The following is a 19,192-nucleotide window of genomic DNA, read 5'->3' as shown; positions in this document are numbered from 1 at the left end:
CCACGCGAAATCGGAGCGGCGGATTGCTCCCACGTCCGTGATCGACAACGTCGGACCATCGGTCCGCGAATGGGAAGCCCGACGATGAGCAACGATTTCCGATCGTTCGCGACTGCTGTCATGGCCCTGTGCATGGCGGGTGCGCCGCTCGCGTCCCACGCGGAGGAAGGCGGAGCGTGGGAGTGGACGATCGCGCCCTACCTCTGGGCGCCGAGCATCGCAACAGACCTGCGCACCGGTCAGCCACCAGCAGAAACCGATTCGGCATTCTCCGACATCATCGACAAGATCGATGGCGCGTTCCTGATGCATGCCGAGGGACGGGGCGATCACTTCGGTGCGTTCGCCGATTACATCTTTCTTGGCCTGGCGGACGACAGGCAGTTTCCGCGCATCGCGACCCGGTCCGATCTCGATTCGCAGCTGTTCGAGCTGGCCGCCTTCTGGAGTCCGGGCGAAGAGCGCTCCCATGGGCTGGATGTGTTCGGCGGCCTGCGTTACGTCGACGTGGACCTCAAGGTCAGGTTCGACCCCGTCAATCCGTTCTTCTCCCCGTCGGAGCGCAGCATCGACAAGTCCTACAGCGACTTCATGCTCGGCGCACGATACACGTGGGCCTTGTCCGATCGCTGGCAGCTCACGTTACGCGGCGACGGCTCGTTCGGAGAAACCGAAGGGACGCACAGCGCCAGCGCCGTGGTCCGCTACCACGTGAAGCATGGCGCGTGGATCCTCGGCTACCGATACCTGGCGATAGAAGTTGAAGCCGGCAGCAACAATACCGATATCACGTTGAGCGGCCCGCTCGCCGGGTTTGAGTTCGCCTTCTGAAGGACGTGGCGCCAAGGCATCAGTTCGCACAACGGTTGATCCAGGCGCAACGTTGTATCGCTGAACGCGATCCATCAACAAAATGCCGCCGAGCCCGCTTCGATGGCCCGGCTGCCCGCTATCGGCCAGGAGCGGAAGCCTGCCGCGCGAGTGCAAGTCCTAGCTTCGCGGCTACGCTCTCAACGACCGCCTCGACGGTCGTGAGCACCAGTCGTTGGTTGTCACCGTCGCTTTCCAAGACAAACGGGCAGTTTCCCGTGGTTGCTTCCAGCTGCACCTCCGAGCGGGAGGCCGGATGCGTAAAAAACCACACACCATCGTCATCGGCGCCGGGATGAACCACCCTCAGCTGGGAGACCTTGAGCGCCGGATACAACTCGACGAGCCTGCTTTCGATCTGATCGATGTCGCGCATCAGCGTTCTCCACTCGGTGGACCAATGTCCGCTATCGGCCACCAACCGACTCTCGGGACTTAACTGCTTTCGTCCAAGTCCGCCTCGGGCCGATGCCCGCGCGTCCGGAAGACGTCGAGTGCAGCAGACGCGGCGCCGCGTAGCTCTACCCACTTGGTCGATTCGAGCAAGACGCCTAGAGGCGGTAACGGATCCTTGGTGGCAGCCATAGCAGCCGCGAAAGACGCGTTGAAACTCCCGATCGCCTCGAGTTCCTCGTACGAGAACACCGGAGGCTTTAGGTACTGCCGCCAGTCGGGCCGGACCCAGTCCTCCCATTGGTTAGCTAGTTCGCTCGGGACATCGACATGCGGAGCCGCCGCCTGGTAAGCAAGCTGGTGCCCTTCCGACGCGGCCAAGTCGAGATACTCAATGATCCGATTGCGGATTCGCCACAGGACGATTTCAGAGGTCATTGGCATCGTTGGGGCGGAAGTGGAATGTCCGCTTCGGGTCGAAAGCGGACATTAGCAGCCCGGCTGCCGGCCGTCCCGCCGAACGTCTGCTATCGGCCAGGAGCGGACAGTCAGCTGTGTTGACACAGGCGTACCAGCCCTCACGCCGTCTGGGCGTTCAGTCTTGCAGCGATTACGGAAACGGTCTCTGCAAAAGGTGTTCCGTTCGATGCCACCATGGCAGCGGCGAGCCCCCTCTCCGCTGCGAGCAAGTCGCCTGAGTGGTGTTTGATGATCGCTCGGATCAAAGGCACCTGGGCTTCGGTCACGCCGGGAACGTCACCATACTTTCGGAAGTTCGAAAGCCCCGCATCGAGCGCAGCCAACGATGGGTATGTTTCGAACCATGTGAGGATGTCCTTGCGGAACGAATCGACGATGAACTCTGCCAGCGTATAAGCATTGGTAGACTCTTCGACGTCCCACCATAGGTCGGTTCCGCTGGTCAACGCACCTATACGGATGTGCACTGGCCAGATCGCGGCTGCTGGATTCGCCGGAAACTTCCGGCCCGTCCACGTCGAATATAGGTGGCGATTTGTCGAAGCAAGATTGATCGTGAACCTTCCAGCCTTGGCAGAACCCCACTGACTCGCCTGGAAGTTGATGACATTGATGACGTCGCCCCGCTCTCGCCATAGATGCGGAGCCTGCCGCCGGAAACCATCGGGCTTGAACGCCTCTGCGACGTAGGTCGATACCTGACGAATACAATCTTGTGTAATCGAGCTCGCCACCGGAACGTCCGCTTAGGGTCGGAAGCGGACATTAGCAGTCCTGCCGCCGAACGTCCTGACCGAACGTCCGCTATCGGCCAGGAGCGGACATTGCCACCTTGACCATGTGACTGGCAATTCCAGCCCCCTTGAACGCACCCTATCTAGTCCGGCGGGCTAGCGCCGCCGCTGCTGCTGCCGTCGTCCAGACGGACTACAAAATCGACCCACTTGGACAAGGCTGCGTCCCAGCCCTTGCCTGCCAGAGCTCCGTCTTTTATCCCGACATCAACCAGCCCGTCCCAAGACAGTGAACGCGTCTTCCAAGTGGCTCCATTGCGGTTGACACCGATCGCTCGCGTGTAATCGAACAGCACGAGCGTGTTCGATGAGTCATCAAAGCAATGTCCAAGGATTGGCCGGATCGGCACCTCCTCCCAACGGCTCGGGTTCTCCGGCGCAACAACGTACCCTGACCCTCTAGCCACGACGACAAGTCGTTGGCCGTCGGGGTGAATGCAGCAGAGGTCTACACCATTAGGCGATTCCTCACCCTGCATGAAACGCCCTAGCCACTCCGCACCTGATGCGGAGGTCACTCGTACCGCGATTCCTGGAACCCATGCGTTCGTCTCCGCGCCTGGATAGCAATAGCTCGGGACGTTGTAGTCGTCGTCATTGCTAACCACTTCAGCGAGAAATGACGTAGTTCTGCCGTGGCTCACTAACTCGGTCATGGCATTCGCCTGGTGATGGAGGAACGACTTGCGCGGGGAATGAATGTCCGCTTTGGGTCGAAAGCGGACATTAGCATCGCCGGAGCAGGGGAAAGCGGCGATCGTCCCGGCCGGGGCACCTCGCCCGCTTCCGCGCAATGCGAAATCGTCGCCGCCTCGCAGGAAAATCCTGACGCGTGTTTCCTCGGTTTACCGACAGACCATCACGCCTGCGTCTCCAAAGCTGGGGTGGTCCGCCACGGTGGCGGGCATCCCCCGAACTGGAGATTCCATGCAGAACCTGATTTCGATGACCCTCTCGCCGAGCGAACTGCAAGAGGTCGACGCCGCCCTGGAAACGCTGCGACGCGTGTTCGCGCCGATGATTTCGCTGGAAACGCAGCAGCGGCGAGAGCTGACGAAGATGGGCGGCAAGTCCGAAGCCTTCTGCCGGCAGACGCTGACGGTGCTGGCGGCCAATCCGCAGATCGTGCCGCCCAACCTCGGCCTGGCCGAAGCGCAGGCGGACCTGGCCGCACTGGACGCGCTGCGTCCGCGCCTGCTCCTGCTGCAACAGCTGACCGAACGCGCCGAGGACTCGGTGCTGGCGCTGGGCAGCGACCTGATGCAGGTCGCGCTGGAGGGTTACAGCCTGCTCAAGGTGTCCGGCCGCAGCGAATCGCTGAAGGGCGCGCGGCAGGCGCTGTCGGCACGTTTCGCCCGTGGCGGGCGCGAGGCGGCACCGGCGGCGGAAGCGACGGACCGCACCTGACCCTCGCGGCCTTCGCGGCCGCAAGATCGCCTTGAAACGTGGCGCGTCGGGCTTGCTGCCCGGCGCGCCTTTTCTTTTGGCCGATGTGTGGGTGCGCTGTCCGGCGTTTCTGGGCTTCACGCTCGGCGTACGGGGAGTTGGGCTCGACGTGTGGAGCTATTTGCTCCACGGCCCGAGTTCGGAGCTCGGCGTGCGGAGCTATGTGCTCGGCGTTCGGAGTTCGGAGCTCGGCGTGTGGAGTTATTTGCTCGGCGTTCCGAGCTCGGAGCTCGGCGTGTCGAGCTATTTGCTCGGCGTTCCGAGTTCGGAGCTCGGCGCCTGGAGCTATTTGCTCGACATTCCGAGCTCGGAGCTCGGCGTGCGGAGCTGTTTGCTCGGCGTTCCGAGTTCGGAGCTCGGCGTGTGGAGCTGTTTGCTCGGCGTTCCGAGTTCGGAGCTCGGCGTGTGGAGCTGTTTGCTCGGCGTTCCGAGCTCGGAGCTCGACAAGGTCATGCTCGGCCTTGCCGCTCTTGTAGCCCGGGTAAGCGAAGCGCGCCCGGGGCGGCGGTGCGCGTGACCGCCCACGACGCGTCATCGAAGCGATGCGGCACGACTACGAGAAAGGCTCACACCGAAGTTTGAACTGGCGCACATGCGTCGTTGAATCGCGCGTCATGCGTCGGCAGGCTAAGCGGGCACCGGCACATTCCGGTGCCGGGCTTGGCGGCCCGCATATAGGCGCGCAGGGCGCCCATCATCCGACACGGCGCTTTTGTTTTTTCCGCCGCGTCGCGATGATGGGTCTTGCGTCAGCGCACTCGCTACGGCGGGCGGCGCGGGGGAGCCGTAAGGCTCGCCGGTTCCCTATTCCGGTCCGCCAACCTCGCGTCGTCCGTCACCCTGTTTGGCGGCAGGGGCCGACGGAATTCCCAACTGAATAGGAATTCCATGCATGAAGAAGACCAAGCGCACGCGCAGCGAGCGTACCGAAGCACGTTCCCCCGTCAGCCTCTCCATCACCGCCCTGCCTTTCGTCGCCGAACGCGAGCAGGGCCGCCCGAACTACTGGGCCGTCGAACCGGTCGACGAAACCCCGCGCAAACAAATCGAAGCCCAACGCGTCGGCGCCAAGTACGCCGCCCAGTGCGCCCAGTGGTTGAAAGCCAACCCCGACCTGGTCGGCATGGGCACCCTGGGCTGGATCGCCGCCGACATCGACTTCGAAGACCCCGACCGCACGGGCTACTGGATCGGCTTCTTTTCGTGCGTCGAACAATTCCTCTTCGATACGGCTACCGGAACATAGAGTCGTCAATCATACGAGTTGATCGCCCGGGTCAAGTACGCACTAGAGCTGGGCGAATCAGCGACGGCGGTGAATACTTCTGTGGCCCGCCATGAACTATCCATGGGCAGGCCAGCTAGGCGCCCAATCGATATGAAACTGGGCAGGAGGCAAGCCCGCGCCGACGGTGCTAGTGTCCGGTTTCTACCCTAACCGGACGTTCCGAAGGGTGGCTCGTACGACTCAAGGGAGCGATGCATGCCGATGCTGCCGCATGAGCTGGAAGAGACTGTCGCGCAAGCGAACGAAGCGCTCGGACTCATCCAGACGAACTACGGACGTGAGAATGCGCCAGAAGCCAAGATCCGGTTTCCAAGAGGCTTTATCAGAACCGCGGCGGCAGTCCGGCGAGATCTGCCAAACATAGGGTCGGAGGTGCAGCGCCGAAATGCGTGCTACGCCTCCATGACTCTCGACGTGCTGCGTTGGCTCGTTGTGCGTACCGACCTATCTGGCGCCGCCCTCAGCATGGTTGCCAAGGAGGGAATGTGCATCATCGGTGCGCTGTGCGAATGGATGACAAAGGAGGCAACGCGAGGCAACGGATCGAGGCGCTCTTACACCGTTAGGACTGAACGATTGGTCGAATGCGGGACCATCACGGACGAGCTCAAGATAGAGCTCGATTGGGTATGGGAGATTCGCTGCAACGAACACCTACACGAAGTCACTTCGCTGGAGCATGCGATGTACACCCGTACCGATTACAACCGTGCACTGGAGGCCTATCGCCAGCTGCGTCACGCGTTGATTGCGGAGCACGGAGCTGCGCCCTAGCACCTAGGCTTCCCCTCTCCTTCGAGGGTGAGTGAGTCGAGCGGCCCACGCCATCTCTTATGCAATCCGCGGCGCCGCGTCGTTCTGGACGAGCGAATCGGAACATTCTAGGGCAGGTGATCTCCGCGCCCACCGGATGCCAACGACTGGTCCCGGCCGATCGCGAGCGTTGGGTTCCGGCATCATCTCGAGGGCGATGCTAATGTCGGCCTTCGGCCGAAGTCGGCGGATATTGGGAGGGCATCGAACCTGATGCCCAAGCTGTACACAGCGTCAGCGGACCACCAACAGCCGCTTTTGCACGGCAGCAGTTTTTTGCGCTAGGTCTTGGAGAGAGGATCATGGCAGAAAGCCAACTACCAGACGATCGCGTGATCGTTGAGCGTCTGAAGAAGGAACTCGCCAAATCCGAGCCGTCCCGTCGTCGGCGAATCGTTGAGAAATTCGTTCTAGCGGCTCTGGGCAGCATTCCGTGGATTGGCGGGTTCCTTAGCGCAGCCTATGAGTACAAAGCTGAAGAGGGAACGCTTCAACAGGACTCTCTCCAGACCCAATGGCTTGAGGAACATCAAGAGAAGATCTCCGCTCTGAGGGTTACCCTCGCCGAGATTCAATCCCGCTTTCAGTCACTCGGACCGGAGATCGAGGATCGAATTCAAAGCCAGGAGTATCTGAATTTGGTTCGCAAGGCGTTCCGCACATGGGACGAAGCAGACACTGAAGAGAAGCGACGATACGTAGCCAACTTAGTAACAAATGCGGCCGGAACCCGCGTCTGTTCTGATGACGTTGTGCGGCTCTTCATTGACTGGATCGACCTCTATCATGAGGCTCATTTCGCCGTCATTCGCGAGATCTACCAGTATCCCGGATCCACAAAATTCGACATTTGGTCAGCAGTCTACGGAGATACACCACGCGAGGATTCCGCAGAAGCTGACCTTTACCGACTTCTGATCCGTGACTTGAGCACTGGTGGTGTAATCAGGCAAGAGCGGGACACAAATGCGCTTGGGCAGTTCCTGCGCAGAAGGCCTCAAAAGACAGGCGTTCGCCGTCAAGCTCCATCCACGACTGAGTCAGCCTTTGAAAACACAAAACCCCATGTACTCACAGAGTTAGGAAAACAGTTCGTTCATTACACAATGAATGAAGTGGTCACTCGACTCAGAGAGGATGCCGAACGTTCTGGAGGTTGAGCATTTCGCTCGAACCGATCCACTCCGAGGTCGGCGAACTCGCGCGTTGGATCAGTATCCCACTTGGGACATCTCGCAATTTTCTCCTGCGTGCGGTACGCCTGAGGCTCTTCACACCCAGCCGAGAAACTTCGCGATTCCTGCCGCCATTACGGCGCTCGCTAGGCCGCTGACCCAGCCAAGCCAGCCGCCGGGTAAAGGCCACGCTCGATGCCCCGGCTGCCCGGCGATGAATTCTTTGGTCACGTCGTCGCCGCCCATGGCGATGTCTTCCGGCTCATGACCGGCGCCTGCCGTGACGAAGAACACGCCATGGCTCTCTCGGTTCCAAGCATCAATCCGCTGGTTGTCGATTCGGTTGATCTCTTTACGCACGATCTCATTAGGGTCGGTTGTACGGATGATCTGCACGTGACAGATCTTGTTCGAGTCGATGAGCTCATTTCCGACGAAGAATGATTTGCCGCGGTCGTACGGCGAAATGAAGCGCCGCTTTAGATTCCATACGTTGAGATCGACGAAGAGCACGCGAAACCGCTGTTCGCCTTCGAGTTTGGCGATGACGTGGTAGTACTCCATCGGCTCCACTCATTAGCAACCTGCCCACCACCTTAATACAGCCGGCGGTCCCGCCGTTAAAACGCAGCCACGGCATGGCTCACAATCTTGACTAGGCCGGCCGACCATTGCCGCGGTACGGCACACCGTATCTAGTACGCCGCCAGAGCATTACGGAAAAGATGGGTTACAGCACTCCTACGCGCCCGGGACCGTGCCACCCTCCCCGCCGGTGCCATGGCACTAGGCGACCGCGTAGGACCGTAAGGCGGCAAACTAACGCCTCACCGAGATCATAAGTTTGCCAAAAACGGCAGGCTTATGGCCTCAAGAACATTAGCGGTCACGCATCCATCAAAAATGGGCCCACCAGGATTCGAACCTGGAACCAAGGGATTATGAGTCCCCTGCTCTAACCGTTGAGCTATAGGCCCGTGGGCTGCGGAGTTTAGCAGCCGACGGGGCTGGGCCGGCGCGCGAGGGGTTCGCGCGCCGGCGGGATTTCAGCGGCTGGACATCGAGTACGGGCGCTGCGACGGGTCGGTCGCCCAGGTCTTGTTCGGCTGCGCCTGCATGGTGAAGCGCAGTTCGCCGCCCGCCATGATCTCGTCGTGGCGAACGAACGCGCGCTCCAGCGGCTTGCCGTTGAGCGTGGCGGTGCCGATGTAGAGATGCGCGTCGTCCAGGCCGTCGGCGATGACGGTGAAGCGCTTTCCGTTCGGCAGGTTCAGCGTGACGCGCGGCATGAACGGACGGCCGATGACGTACTCGTTGCTGCCCGGCGCGACGGGATAGAAACCCAGCGCGGTGAACACGTACCACGCCGACATCTGGCCGAGGTCGTCGTTGCCGGCGAGGCCATCGGGGCGCGGCGCGTACTGCGTCTTCATGATGTTGCCCAGGCGCGCCTGCGTGCGCCACGGCTGGCCGGCGTACGCGTAGAGGTACGCGACGTGATGGCTCGGCTCGTTGCCGTGCGCGTACCAGCCGATCAGGCCGGTGATGTCTTCCATGTGTTCGAAGATCTTCGGATCGACCTTCGCGTCGAACACGGCGTCCAGGCGCGCGAGCAGCTTGTCTTCCCCACCGTGCGCGGCCGCGAGGCCGGCGACGTCCTGCGGCACGTACCACGAGTACTGCCACGCGTTGCCTTCGGTGTAGTCGGTGCCGTAGCCGCTGGCGCTGGGGTCGAACGGTTCGCGGAAGCTGCCATCGCGCTTGCGTGCGCGCATGAAACCCGTGGACTCATCGAACGCGTGCTGCCAGTTGGTGGCGCGCTTGCCGAACTGTTTCGCGACATCATCGCGGCCCATTTCGCCGGCCATGCGCGAGATGGTCCAGTCGTCGAACGCGTATTCCAGCGTCTTCGATGCGGCTTCGCCTTCCTCGTCGATCGGCACATAGCCCAGCTGCATGTATTGCGCGATGCCGTCGTACGGGCCGTAACTGGCGCTGGCGACCATCGCGTCGAGCGCCTCAGCGGCGTCATAGCCGCGAATGCCCTTCATGTACGCATCGGCGATCACCGGCACCGCGTGGTAGCCGATCATGCACCACGTCTCCAGGCCGTGGAACGCCCACACCGGCAGCACGCCGTATGCGCTGGCGCGGCGCGAGGCGAGCAGCGAATTGACGAAGTCGTTGGTGCGCTGCTCGGGCTGCACGATGGTGAGCAGCGGATGCAACGCGCGGTACGTGTCCCACAGCGAGAACGTGGAGTAGTTCGTGAAGCCCTTCGCCTGGTGCACGGCGTTGTCGGGGCCGCGATAGCGACCGTCGACGTCCATGAACAGCGACGGCCCCATCAGCGTGTGGTACAGCGCGGTGTAGACGCTGCGGCGCATCGGTTCGGGGGCATCGATGTCGAGCGCGGACAGCGCCTGCGTCCACTGCGCCTTCGCATCGGCACGCACGGCGTCGAAGTCGAAGCCGGGCACTTCGGCGTCGAGGTTGGCGATGGCGCCTTCCTCGCTCACCGGCGATATCGCGACCTTCACGATCATCGATTCGCCCTGCGCCGCGGCGAAATCCAGCGCACCGACAAGCTGGCGTCCTTCGATCTGCGCACGCTGGCGCGGGTCCTTTTCGCCCGGCGGCGGGAAGCCCTTGTAGACGACGTTCTCTTCGGTGTCGTGGAATTGATGGCCGCTCACCGGCTTGGAGAACCGCATCGCGAAGTACAGCTGGCGACCTGGTGCCCAGCCGCGCGTTTCGCGGAAGCCCGTCAGCGTGCCGTCGGGACGCAGGCGCAGTCGCGACCACTGCACCTTGCCGGGGTAGTCGTACATGCTCGTGCGCAGGTCGACGAGCACGTGCGCGGGCTTGCCCTTCGGGAACGTGTAGCGATGCACGCCGACGCGCGGGCTCGCGGTGAGTTCGGCGCGGATGCCGTAGTCCTGCAGCGTCACGGCGTAATAGCCGGGTTCGGCGCGTTCGTCCTTGTGGTCGAAGCGCGAGGTGTAGCCGCTGCCGGGCTTGTCGACGTCGCCGCGTTCGAGCTTCACCTCGCCCGCGATCGGCATCACCAGCACGTCGCCGAGATCCGAATGCCCGGTGCCGGAGAAGTGCGTGTGCGAGAAGCCGACGATGGTGTGGTCGTCGTAGCGATAGCCCGCCGCCCAGCCGTAGCCTTCCTTGCGCGACTTGATCTGCGTGTCGGGGCTCAGCTGCACCATGCCGAAGGGGACCGTCGCGCCCGGGAAGGTGTGGCCCTCGCCGCCCGTGCCGATGAAGGGATCGACCGAGGCATAGGCCTTCGCGCCCGCGCCGCCCGTGGGCGTGGCGGCGGCCGCAAGCCCGCTGGCGAGCGCCAGCGCGGCGCCGGCCAGGCGCAGGGAATGGGAACGGGCACGACGGGACATGGGCGCTCCTGGAGTCGGAATCGGACGCGGACGGGCCGCGAATTTGGATCGGTCTAAACGCCGGACCGTACCACGGCTGTGCGTCCGGCCTCATGCTGCAGCGCAGGATTGCACCGGGCGGCTGCCTTCCGCAGGATGCCCGATTTAGACCGATCCAAATCCCGGAGCCCGCCCGTCCATGCCCCTCCCCGCCGCGCGCGGCCGCGTCACGCTGACCAACATCGCCGACGCCTGCGACCTGTCGCGCGCGACGGTGTCGCTGGTGCTGCGCGGGAGCCCGCTGGTGAACGCGCAGACGCGGGCGCGGGTGGAGGCCGAGCTCAAGCGGCAGGGTTACGTCTATCACCGCGGCGCGGCGAACCTTCGGCGCAAGGCGTCGAACACCGTCGCGCTGGTGATCAACGACCTGTCGAACCCGTTCTTCGCCGAGTTCGCCGCGGGCGTGGACGAAGCGCTGGGCGCCGCCGGTTACGTCACGCTGTTGGGCAGCACGGGCGAGTCGAGCGAGCGCCAGCAGGCGGTGCTCACCTCGCTGCTCGAACACGACCCGGCCGGCATCATCCTCTCGCCCGCCGAAGGCAGCGATGCGGCGCGGCTGCGTCCGCTGCTCGCGTCGCGCACACCGATGCTGGTGTTCAACCGCACGCTTGGCGACGAATGGGATTACCTCGCGCTCGACAACGCACGCGGCGCGCGCCTGGCGACGGAACACCTGCTCGCGCAGGGCCATCGCCGCATCGCGTTCTTCGGTGGACATGGCGAGTCGAGTTCGTGCTCGGAACGGCGAAAGGGATGGCATGCCGCGCTGACGGACGCGGGCATCGCGCCGGAGCCGCAGTGGATCGTCGAATGCGCGCCGACGCGACTGGAAGCCGCGCGGCAGACCGGCGCGCTGTTCGTGCGCGATCCCGCACCGACGGCGGCGGTCTGCTACAACGACGCCGTCGCGCTGGGCTTGATCGCAGGCCTTTCCACGCGCGGGCGACGTGCCGGGCATGACTTCGCGGTCACCGGCTTCGACGACATTCCCGAAGCCTCCGTGAGCGCGCCACCGCTGACGACCGTCGCGGTCGATCCGCGCGCGCGCGGCCGCCAGGCGGCGGAGTTGATCCTGCAGCGTCTGCAGAATCCGTCCACGCCCGCCATCACCACCATCGCGCCCGTGCAGTTGCATGTGCGCGCGAGCAGCCAGTCCACCTTGTCCGGAGATGCCGCATGAGCGGTCGCCCCCTGCCCCATCGCGCTGCCACAGCGGCGTTCATCCCGACGATCGCGGCGGCGACGCGCGCATGATCGCAGCCGTGCAACGCAAGGCGATCGTATGTTTCGGCGAGGCGCTGATCGACTTCCTCGCGCTGCCCGCGCTGCCGGGCAACCCGCGCCATTTCGTCGAGTACGCCGGCGGCGCGCCGGCTAACGTCAGCGCCGCGGTCGCGCGCATGGGCGGCAACGCGCGCTTCGTCGGCATGCTCGGCGTGGACATGTTCGGCGAGTTCCTCATGTCGCAGCTGCGCGCCTTCGGCGTGGACACGCGCTTCACCGCACACACCAGCGCGGCGCGCACCGCGCTGGCGTTCGTGTCGCTGGACGAGGAAGGCGAGCGCAGCTTCAGCTTCTATCGACCGCCCGCGGCGGACCTCCTGTTCCGCGTCGAACATTTCCGCACCGAATGTTTTCTCGATGCGGCCGTGCTGCACGTGTGCTCCAACAGCCTGACCGAAGCCGACATCGCGCAGACCACCGTCGCCGGCATGCAGCTGGCGCGCGAACACGGCGCGCTGGTGAGCATGGACCTCAACCTGCGGCCCTCGTTGTGGCCGGAAGGTGTGGATCCGGCGCCGCGTTTGTGGGAAGCGCTCGCCGAAGCCGATGTCGTCAAGCTGTGCCGCAGCGAAGCGGATTTCCTGATCCGTCGCGCGGGGCATCACGACGCGATGCTGCAGCGCCTCTGGCAGGGGCACGCGCGACTGGTGCTGATCACCGACGGCGGGAAGCCGGTGCGCTGGTACACGCGCGCCGCGCAGGGCGAGGCGCCCACGTTCCGCGTTTCCGCCGTCGATACCACCGCCGCCGGCGATGCGTTCGTTGCCGGCCTGCTGCTGCGACTGGTGGACTTGGGCGTGGACGCGGGCAACTTCGACGACGCGATCGCGGACGAGGCGACGATCCTCGACGCATTGCGCCACGGCGCCGCCGCAGGCGCGCTGACGGCGACGAAGCACGGCGCCTTCGCCGCGATGCCGACGCGCGAGGACATCGAAACCCTTTTCCGGAACGACGCATGACGACCCTGCACACGACGGAACCCGACTTCCGCAGCGACGCCTTCCTGCGCGCGCACATCGCCGACACGATGGCGTTCTACCATCCGCGCGCCATCGATCCGAACGGCGGCTTCTTCCATTACTTCCGCGACGACGGCAGCGTGTACGACGCCTCGCATCGCCACTTGGTGAGCAGCACGCGCTTCGTCTTCAACTACGCGATGGCGGCGCGCGAGTTCGGCAACGCGGAATACCTCGACGCCGCGCGCCACGGCCTGCGCTACCTGCGCGACGTGCATCGCGATGCCTCCACGGGCGGCTACGCGTGGACGATCCGCGACGGCGTTGCCGAAGACCGCACGAACCACTGTTACGGCGTCGCGTTCGTGCTGCTGGCGTATTCGACGGCATTGAAGGCCGGCATCGACGAGGTGGTGCCGTGGATCGACGAAACCTGGCAGCTGCTGGAGTCGCGCTTCTTCGATGCGGACGCAGGCCTGTATCGCGATGAAGCCGACGCGGAGTGGAATTTCTCCGACTACCGCGGGCAAAACGCGAACATGCACATGTGCGAGGCGATGCTCGCCGCGTACGAGGCGACGAAGCAAACGCGTTTCCTCGACCGCGCATTGCTGCTCGCGGACGGCATGACGCGACGCCAGGCCGCGAAGGCCGGCGGGCTGGTCTGGGAACACTACGATCGCGACTGGAACGTCGACTGGGATTACCACCGCGACGATCCGAAGCACCTGTTCCGTCCGTGGGGCTATCAGCCCGGCCATCAGACCGAATGGGCGAAGCTGCTGGTCATCCTGGACGGCCATCTGCGTGAGCGCGGCACGCCGGCCGACGGTCTGATCGAAACTGCACGCCATCTCTTCGACACGGCCGTGCAGCGCGCGTGGGACGCGGAATTCGGCGGGCTCGCGTACGGCTTCGGGCTCGCACCGGAGTTCGCGGTGTGCGACGACGACAAGTATTTCTGGGTGCAGGCCGAGTCGCTGGCCGCGGCCGCGCGACTTGCCGACGCGGCGGGCGACGTCGCCTATTGGGACTGGTACGACCGGCTGTGGGCGTACTCGTGGCGACATTTCGTCGATCACGAGCATGGCGCGTGGTATCGCATCCTCGATCGCCGGAACCGCAAGTACAGCGACGAGAAGAGTCCCGCCGGCAAGACCGATTACCACACCATGGGCGCGTGCTATGACGTCCTGGCCGTCCTTCGTCATCGCGGAGAGAACTGATGCGTCTGCACGCTGCGTTGCTGTCCCTGCTGCTGGTTCCCACGCTCGCCATCGCCGCCGAACCCGCGACGAAAGGCGCGGAGTCGTCCGCGTCGTTCAGCGACAAGCGCGCCGCACGCAGCGCGGAGGAAGTGAAGGCGCAGTTCCTGCACGCGTGGCGCGGCTATCGCGAGTACGCGTGGGGTCACGACGGCCTCAAGCCGCTCAGCAACATGCCGCACGACTGGTACGGCGAGTCGCTGCTGATGACGCCGGTCGATGCGCTCGACACGATGATCCTGATGGGCCTGGACCGGGAGGCGGCAGAGGCGCGCGAACTGATCGCGACGAAGCTGTCGTTCGATCGCGACCTGGACGTAAAGCATTTCGAAGTGGTGATCAGGCTGCTCGGCGGCCTGCTGTCGAGCTACCAGCTGACCGGCGACCAGCGCCTGCTCGCGCTGGCGAACGACCTCGGCACGCGTTTGCTGCCGGCGTTCGATTCGCCCACGGGCCTGCCATACGTCTACGTCAACCTGCGCACCGGCAAGGCGCACGGCAACGAAAGCAATCCCGCCGAGGCCGGCACGCTGCTGCTGGAATACGGCACGCTCAGCAAGCTCACCGGCAATCCGGTGTTCTATGAGAAGGCCAAGCGCGCGCTCGTGGAAACCTACAAGCGTCGTTCGAAGACCGGCCTGGTCGGCGAGCGTTTCGACGTCACCACGGGCGAGTGGACGAACAAGCGCAGCCACGTCGGTGCGCGCATCGACTCGTACTACGAGTACCTGTGGAAGTGCTGGACGCTGTTCGGCGACGAGGACTGCCATGCGATGTGGAAGGAGAGCATCGCCGCGGCCAACCGCTATTACCCGGAAGAAGTCGACGGCGCGCTGTGGGTGGGCCACGTCGACATGGACAGCGGCGACCGCGTCGCCAGCCGCTACGGCGCGCTCGACGCGTTCTGGCCGGGACTGCTGGCGTTGTCGGGCGATGTCGCGCAGGCGCGCCGTTTGCAGGATTCGTCGTTCAAGATGTGGCGCAAGTGGGGCATCGAGCCGGAGGCGTACGACTATCGCAAGGGTGAAGTGACGTCGGCGGGGTATCCGCTGCGTCCGGAGATCATCGAATCGGCGTGGTACCTGCACCGCCTCACCGGCGATGCGAAGTACCGCGCGATGGGCCGCGAGATGTTCGACGACTTCGTCCGCTACACGCGCACCGATTCGGGCTTCGCGGCGCTCGACAGCGTGATCACGAAGGACAAGGACGACGACATGGAAAGCTTCGTGCTCGCCGAGACCTTCAAGTATTTCTACCTGCTGTTCGCGCCGCCCGAAACGCTGGATCCGTCGAAGGTCGTGCTGACCACCGAAGCGCATCCGCTGCGGCGGACGTGGTGAGGATCACTCGATCACGCCGGCCAGGGCGAGCGCGATGACGAGCGGCACCAGCACCACCAGCACGGCGAGGCAGCACAGCAGCCCGACGCCGACGGCGCGCCAGTTCGAGTAGGTGCGATCGCTCGCCTCGTACTCCGCGATGCGATCTCCCTGGAAGCGCTTCGCGATATGCGAGGCGGCGAACAGCTGCGGGATCGTGAAGACCATCGCCGGCACGTTTTCGGGCAGGACGTACACGAGTGCGAGCACGAGTGCGCACGCAATGGCGCCGTAGGTCAGTGCCTGGCGCGCACGCGCGTGATCGCCCAGCGCGCGGTAGTTGCGCGACATCAGCCAGCCGGTCGCCAGTGGCGTGCCCATGAACGTGCCCAGCACGATGCCCGAGACCCGGTACAACCGGCCCCCTGCGTCGGGCACTGCGACTGCCACCGACGCCGTGGCCGGGCTGCGGTACGGATTCGTGTCTTCCATTGGATTCCCCATGCATGGCCGCCCCCGCGGCCGGATCCGAGCTTACCGCCAGCGCCACGCTGCTGACAGCACGCTGTCAGTCTGTCCCGCCCATGCTGGGCGTCCCAACCGAAGGACCCTCGCATGGACACGAAGACCCACGACATCGCCGCAGTGGCCAACCGCCTCGTCGAACTCTGCCGCACCGGCCAGTACGACCAGGCGCAGCAGGAGCTTTACGCCGAGGATGCCGTGAGCATCGAAGGCACCGGGCAGGACGCGGACTCGATCACGCGTGGCATGGCGGCGATCCGCGAGAAGGGCAAACAGTGGGCCGACAACCTCGTCGAGGTGCACGGCGGCAGCGTGAGCGATCCCGTCATCGCCGATGGCTGGTTCAGCGTCGCGATGGGACTGGACGCGACCTACAAGGACATGGGCCGCGTGGCGATGAAGGAAATCGCGGTGTACCAGGTGCGCGACGGCAAGATCACGCACGAACAGTTCTTCTACAACACCGACAAGTCGTAACGCAGCGGCCGGGCCGATCGCGCCGCGGAGGTCGCCATGAACGCGAAGTCGTCCACGCCTTCCACGAACAACGGCTGGAAGACCTGCAGCCGCGGTCACAAGTACCGCGGCGCCGGGCCCTGCCCGATCTGCTGGCCTGGCGGCGCGAAAAGGCATGCATCGAAAACGACGAAGCCCCGCTGAGCGGGGCTTCGTGGCGACACATCGGCGGTGTTGCCGCGTCAGTCGATGTCGAGGAACGAACGCAGCTGTTCCGAACGGCTCGGGTGACGCAGCTTGCGCAGCGCCTTGGCTTCGATCTGGCGGATGCGCTCGCGCGTGACGTCGAACTGCTTGCCGACTTCTTCCAGCGTGTGGTCGGTGTTCATGTCGATGCCGAAGCGCATGCGCAGCACCTTGGCTTCGCGCGGCGTGAGGCCGGCGAGGACATCGCGCACGGTCTCGGTCAGGTTGATGTTGGTGGTCGCCTCGACCGGGGACTCGATGTTCGTGTCCTCGATGAAATCGCCCAGATGGGAATCCTCGTCGTCGCCGATCGGGGTTTCCATCGAGATCGGTTCCTTGGCGATCTTCATGACCTTCCGGATCTTGTCCTCCGGCATGTCCATTTCCTTCGCCAGCTCTTCCGGAGTCGCTTCGCGGCCGTACTGCTGCAGCATCTGGCGGCTGATGCGGTTGAGCTTGTTGATCGTCTCGATCATGTGCACCGGGATACGGATGGTGCGCGCCTGGTCGGCGATCGAACGGGTGATGGCCTGGCGGATCCACCACGTCGCGTAGGTCGAGAACTTGAAGCCGCGACGGAACTCGAACTTGTCCACGGCCTTCATCAGGCCGATGTTGCCTTCCTGGATCAGGTCGAGGAACTGCAGGCCGCGGTTGGTGTATTTCTTGGCGATGGAGATCACCAGGCGCAGGTTCGCCTCGACCATCTCCTTCTTCGCCTTGCGCGCCTTCGCCTCGCCGTAGGCCATCTGGCGGGAGATGTCCTTGATGTCGGCCAGCGTCAGGTAGGAGGACTTCTCGATCTCCATCGTCGCCTGCTGCTCGGCGATGATCTGGTCCTTCACCTCGCGCAGGCCCGACGACCACTTCTGCTTGCGCTTGAGCAGCTCGTCCACCCATTCCAGGTTGGTCTGGTTGCCTTCCCAGGCGCGGATGAAGTCCTTGCGCGGCATCTTCGCCACGCGCGTGGACAGGTCGAGGATGCGGCGCTCGTGGTCCTTGATGCCGTTGACGACTTCGCGCAGGCCACGGACCAGCACGTCGGTCAGCGGCAGCGGCAGTTTGAAGGTCACGAAGATGGCGGCCATGTCCTCGCGCAGCTTCAGCACCGACTTGTGCGCGGCGCCGTGCTTGGCGTAGGCCTTGAGGAACTTCTGGTAGTTGTCGGCCAGCGCTTCCATGCGTGCGGCGACTTCGACCGGGTCCGGGCCGCTGACCACTTCCTCGGTTTCGCCTTCCGCGACCTCTTCTTCGTCCTCGTCGGACTCGGCGTCGCTGTCGGCAGCTTCGACCACCACCGGCGCCGGCGGCTCCGGCACTTCGTCCAGATGGTCGTTGAAGCCGACGATGATCTCGGCCAGGCGCTTCTTGCCGGCCTTGTGCTGTTCGTAGTCGTCCAGGATCGAGGCGATCGTCGCCGGGAACACGCCCAGCGAGGCCTGCACCTGGCCCAGGCCTTCCTCGATGCGCTTGGCGATGGCGATTTCGCCTTCGCGGGTGAGCAGCTCGACCGTGCCCATCTCGCGCATGTACATGCGCACCGGGTCGGTCGTGCGGCCACCTTCGCCGTCCAGCGCGGTCAGCGCGGCGGCGGCTTCTTCGGCGGCGGTGTCGTCGACTTCACGGTTGCCCGTGCCGCCGTCGGCGAGCAGCAGCGTTTCGGCATCGGGGGCCACTTCGTGGACCTCGATACCCATGCCGTTGATCATGCCGATGATGTCTTCGATCTGCTCGGCGTCGACAAGGTCGTCGGGCAGGTGGTCGTTGACCTCGGCATAGGTCAGGTAGCCCTGCTCCAGGCCCTTGCTGATCAACTGCTTGATATCGGAGGAGGGGGGCTGACGTTCGTTGGCCATGTGCTGCGCCACCGCGCTAATGGGAAGGGATGGGAACGTTCCAGTATATCAGGCCGGACCGGTCGGGTTGGCCATCAGGACCGCAGGAGGAAGGTGACCGGGCCGTCGTTGACCAGGCTGATCACCATATGGGCACCGAACCGCCCCGTTTCCACCCCCCCGGAATGTTTTTGCCTGCAGATGCCGACCAATCGGCTGAACAACGGTTCAGCCACCTCCGGCGCCGCGGCCGTGCTGAAGCCCGGACGCATGCCGCTGCGGGTGTCCGCGGCCAGGGTGAACTGGCTCACCAGCAGCAGGCCGCCGCCGGTGTCGGCCAGGCCCAGGTTCATTCGGCCACCCTCGTCGGCGAATACACGGTATCCGAGCAGGCGGTCGGCCATCCGCGCGATCTGGGCGTCGCCGTCGCCGGGCTCGACGCCCACCAGCGCGAGCAGGCCGGGACCGATCGCCCCCACGACTTCGTCGTCCACCCGGACGCTCGCTTCGGTCACGCGCTGGATCAGGGCGAGCATGGGGTTCCGTGGCGGTGGATGGAGCGCCGATGCTGTGGGCCGTGGCACTGCGGGGTCAA

Annotated in this window: 20 protein-coding genes and 1 tRNA gene; 11 read left to right on the top strand and 10 right to left on the bottom strand. The window is 64.4% G+C overall.

Features of this window, described 5'->3' with window-relative positions:
* The first annotated feature begins 84 nt into the window (after positions 1–84).
* The gene (locus ABIE51_RS02405) at positions 85–831 is read left to right on the top strand and encodes a hypothetical protein (RefSeq protein WP_192632089.1); all 747 of its coding nucleotides are present in this window, start codon (positions 85–87) and stop codon (positions 829–831) included.
* A 118-nt stretch (positions 832–949) separates the two neighbouring features.
* Here ABIE51_RS02405 and ABIE51_RS02400 read toward each other — a convergent pair whose 3' ends face one another.
* The 4 genes from ABIE51_RS02400 to ABIE51_RS02385 all read right to left on the bottom strand — a co-directional run bounded on the left by ABIE51_RS02400 (position 950) and on the right by ABIE51_RS02385 (position 3,193).
* A complete protein-coding gene (locus ABIE51_RS02400) occupies positions 950–1,246 on the bottom strand; it encodes a hypothetical protein (protein ID WP_192632088.1) in 297 nt (98 codons plus the stop codon).
* 59 nt (positions 1,247–1,305) lie between these two features.
* Entirely contained in the window at positions 1,306–1,701 is a 396-nt protein-coding gene (locus ABIE51_RS02395; protein ID WP_192632087.1) for a hypothetical protein, read from the bottom strand.
* A 140-nt stretch (positions 1,702–1,841) separates the two neighbouring features.
* A complete protein-coding gene (locus ABIE51_RS02390) occupies positions 1,842–2,477 on the bottom strand; it encodes a DUF4304 domain-containing protein (protein ID WP_192632086.1) in 636 nt (211 codons plus the stop codon).
* A gap of 143 nt (positions 2,478–2,620) precedes the next feature.
* The gene (locus tag ABIE51_RS02385; RefSeq protein ID WP_192632085.1) at positions 2,621–3,193 is read right to left on the bottom strand and encodes a hypothetical protein; all 573 of its coding nucleotides are present in this window, start codon (positions 3,191–3,193) and stop codon (positions 2,621–2,623) included.
* 271 nt (positions 3,194–3,464) lie between these two features.
* Here ABIE51_RS02385 and ABIE51_RS02380 point away from each other — a divergent pair, with 271 nt between their 5' ends.
* The 5 genes from ABIE51_RS02380 to ABIE51_RS02360 all read left to right on the top strand — a co-directional run bounded on the left by ABIE51_RS02380 (position 3,465) and on the right by ABIE51_RS02360 (position 7,244).
* On the top strand, positions 3,465–3,944 hold the full coding sequence (locus tag ABIE51_RS02380; RefSeq protein WP_192632084.1) for a hypothetical protein: 480 nt from the start codon (positions 3,465–3,467) through the stop codon (positions 3,942–3,944).
* Positions 3,945–3,975: 31 nt separating this feature from the next.
* Positions 3,976–4,500, top strand: a complete 525-nt coding sequence (locus ABIE51_RS02375; protein ID WP_354503318.1) for a hypothetical protein — start codon at positions 3,976–3,978, stop codon at positions 4,498–4,500.
* Positions 4,501–4,875: 375 nt separating this feature from the next.
* Positions 4,876–5,229 carry a hypothetical protein gene (locus tag ABIE51_RS02370; protein WP_192632083.1) on the top strand — a complete coding sequence of 118 codons (354 nt, stop codon included), beginning with the start codon at positions 4,876–4,878 and terminating at the stop codon, positions 5,227–5,229.
* A gap of 237 nt (positions 5,230–5,466) precedes the next feature.
* Positions 5,467–6,045 carry a hypothetical protein gene (locus ABIE51_RS02365; protein ID WP_192632082.1) on the top strand — a complete coding sequence of 193 codons (579 nt, stop codon included), beginning with the start codon at positions 5,467–5,469 and terminating at the stop codon, positions 6,043–6,045.
* Between the two features lie 341 nt (positions 6,046–6,386).
* Positions 6,387–7,244 carry a hypothetical protein gene (locus tag ABIE51_RS02360; protein ID WP_192632081.1) on the top strand — a complete coding sequence of 286 codons (858 nt, stop codon included), beginning with the start codon at positions 6,387–6,389 and terminating at the stop codon, positions 7,242–7,244.
* A gap of 111 nt (positions 7,245–7,355) precedes the next feature.
* Here ABIE51_RS02360 and ABIE51_RS02355 read toward each other — a convergent pair whose 3' ends face one another.
* The 3 genes from ABIE51_RS02355 to ABIE51_RS02345 all read right to left on the bottom strand — a co-directional run bounded on the left by ABIE51_RS02355 (position 7,356) and on the right by ABIE51_RS02345 (position 10,663).
* The gene (locus ABIE51_RS02355; protein ID WP_192632080.1) at positions 7,356–7,823 is read right to left on the bottom strand and encodes a hypothetical protein; all 468 of its coding nucleotides are present in this window, start codon (positions 7,821–7,823) and stop codon (positions 7,356–7,358) included.
* Positions 7,824–8,163: 340 nt separating this feature from the next.
* Positions 8,164–8,236, bottom strand: a tRNA-Ile gene (locus ABIE51_RS02350).
* A gap of 69 nt (positions 8,237–8,305) precedes the next feature.
* Positions 8,306–10,663: a GH92 family glycosyl hydrolase gene (locus ABIE51_RS02345; protein ID WP_192632079.1), complete on the bottom strand. Its 2,358-nt coding sequence runs from the start codon at positions 10,661–10,663 to the stop codon at positions 8,306–8,308.
* A 178-nt stretch (positions 10,664–10,841) separates the two neighbouring features.
* On the opposite strand from ABIE51_RS02345, the gene ABIE51_RS02340 reads away from it, so the two are divergent.
* The 4 genes from ABIE51_RS02340 (at position 10,842) to ABIE51_RS02325 (ending at position 15,556) form a co-directional block, all read left to right on the top strand.
* Positions 10,842–11,882, top strand: a complete 1,041-nt coding sequence (locus tag ABIE51_RS02340) for a LacI family DNA-binding transcriptional regulator (RefSeq protein WP_192632078.1) — start codon at positions 10,842–10,844, stop codon at positions 11,880–11,882.
* 70 nt (positions 11,883–11,952) lie between these two features.
* Positions 11,953–12,948, top strand: coding sequence for a carbohydrate kinase family protein (locus tag ABIE51_RS02335; RefSeq protein ID WP_192632077.1), 996 nt, complete (start codon positions 11,953–11,955; stop codon positions 12,946–12,948).
* The gene (locus ABIE51_RS02330) at positions 12,945–14,174 is read left to right on the top strand and encodes an AGE family epimerase/isomerase (RefSeq protein WP_192632076.1); all 1,230 of its coding nucleotides are present in this window, start codon (positions 12,945–12,947) and stop codon (positions 14,172–14,174) included. Before ABIE51_RS02335 ends, ABIE51_RS02330 begins: the two co-directional genes overlap by 4 nt.
* Positions 14,174–15,556, top strand: a complete 1,383-nt coding sequence (locus ABIE51_RS02325) for a glycoside hydrolase family 47 protein (protein ID WP_192632075.1) — start codon at positions 14,174–14,176, stop codon at positions 15,554–15,556. The genes ABIE51_RS02330 and ABIE51_RS02325 overlap by 1 nt, the downstream gene beginning before the upstream one ends.
* A gap of 3 nt (positions 15,557–15,559) precedes the next feature.
* Here ABIE51_RS02325 and ABIE51_RS02320 read toward each other — a convergent pair whose 3' ends face one another.
* Positions 15,560–16,027, bottom strand: coding sequence for a hypothetical protein (locus ABIE51_RS02320; protein WP_192632074.1), 468 nt, complete (start codon positions 16,025–16,027; stop codon positions 15,560–15,562).
* 123 nt (positions 16,028–16,150) lie between these two features.
* On the opposite strand from ABIE51_RS02320, the gene ABIE51_RS02315 reads away from it, so the two are divergent.
* The gene (locus ABIE51_RS02315) at positions 16,151–16,537 is read left to right on the top strand and encodes a SnoaL-like domain-containing protein (protein ID WP_192632073.1); all 387 of its coding nucleotides are present in this window, start codon (positions 16,151–16,153) and stop codon (positions 16,535–16,537) included.
* A gap of 221 nt (positions 16,538–16,758) precedes the next feature.
* On the opposite strand, the gene rpoD is transcribed toward ABIE51_RS02315, so the two are convergent.
* Both rpoD and dtd read right to left on the bottom strand, forming a co-directional pair.
* Entirely contained in the window at positions 16,759–18,618 is a 1,860-nt protein-coding gene (rpoD, locus tag ABIE51_RS02310) for an RNA polymerase sigma factor RpoD (protein WP_115842656.1), read from the bottom strand.
* 74 nt (positions 18,619–18,692) lie between these two features.
* On the bottom strand, positions 18,693–19,133 hold the full coding sequence (dtd, locus tag ABIE51_RS02305) for a D-aminoacyl-tRNA deacylase (RefSeq protein WP_192632072.1): 441 nt from the start codon (positions 19,131–19,133) through the stop codon (positions 18,693–18,695).
* Positions 19,134–19,192: the final 59 nt, after the last annotated feature.

The organism is Lysobacter sp. OAE881, assembly GCF_040546665.1.
Lineage (GTDB): Bacteria > Pseudomonadota > Gammaproteobacteria > Xanthomonadales > Xanthomonadaceae > Lysobacter_J > Lysobacter_J soli.
This window is presented reverse-complemented; position numbering and strand designations above follow the sequence as displayed.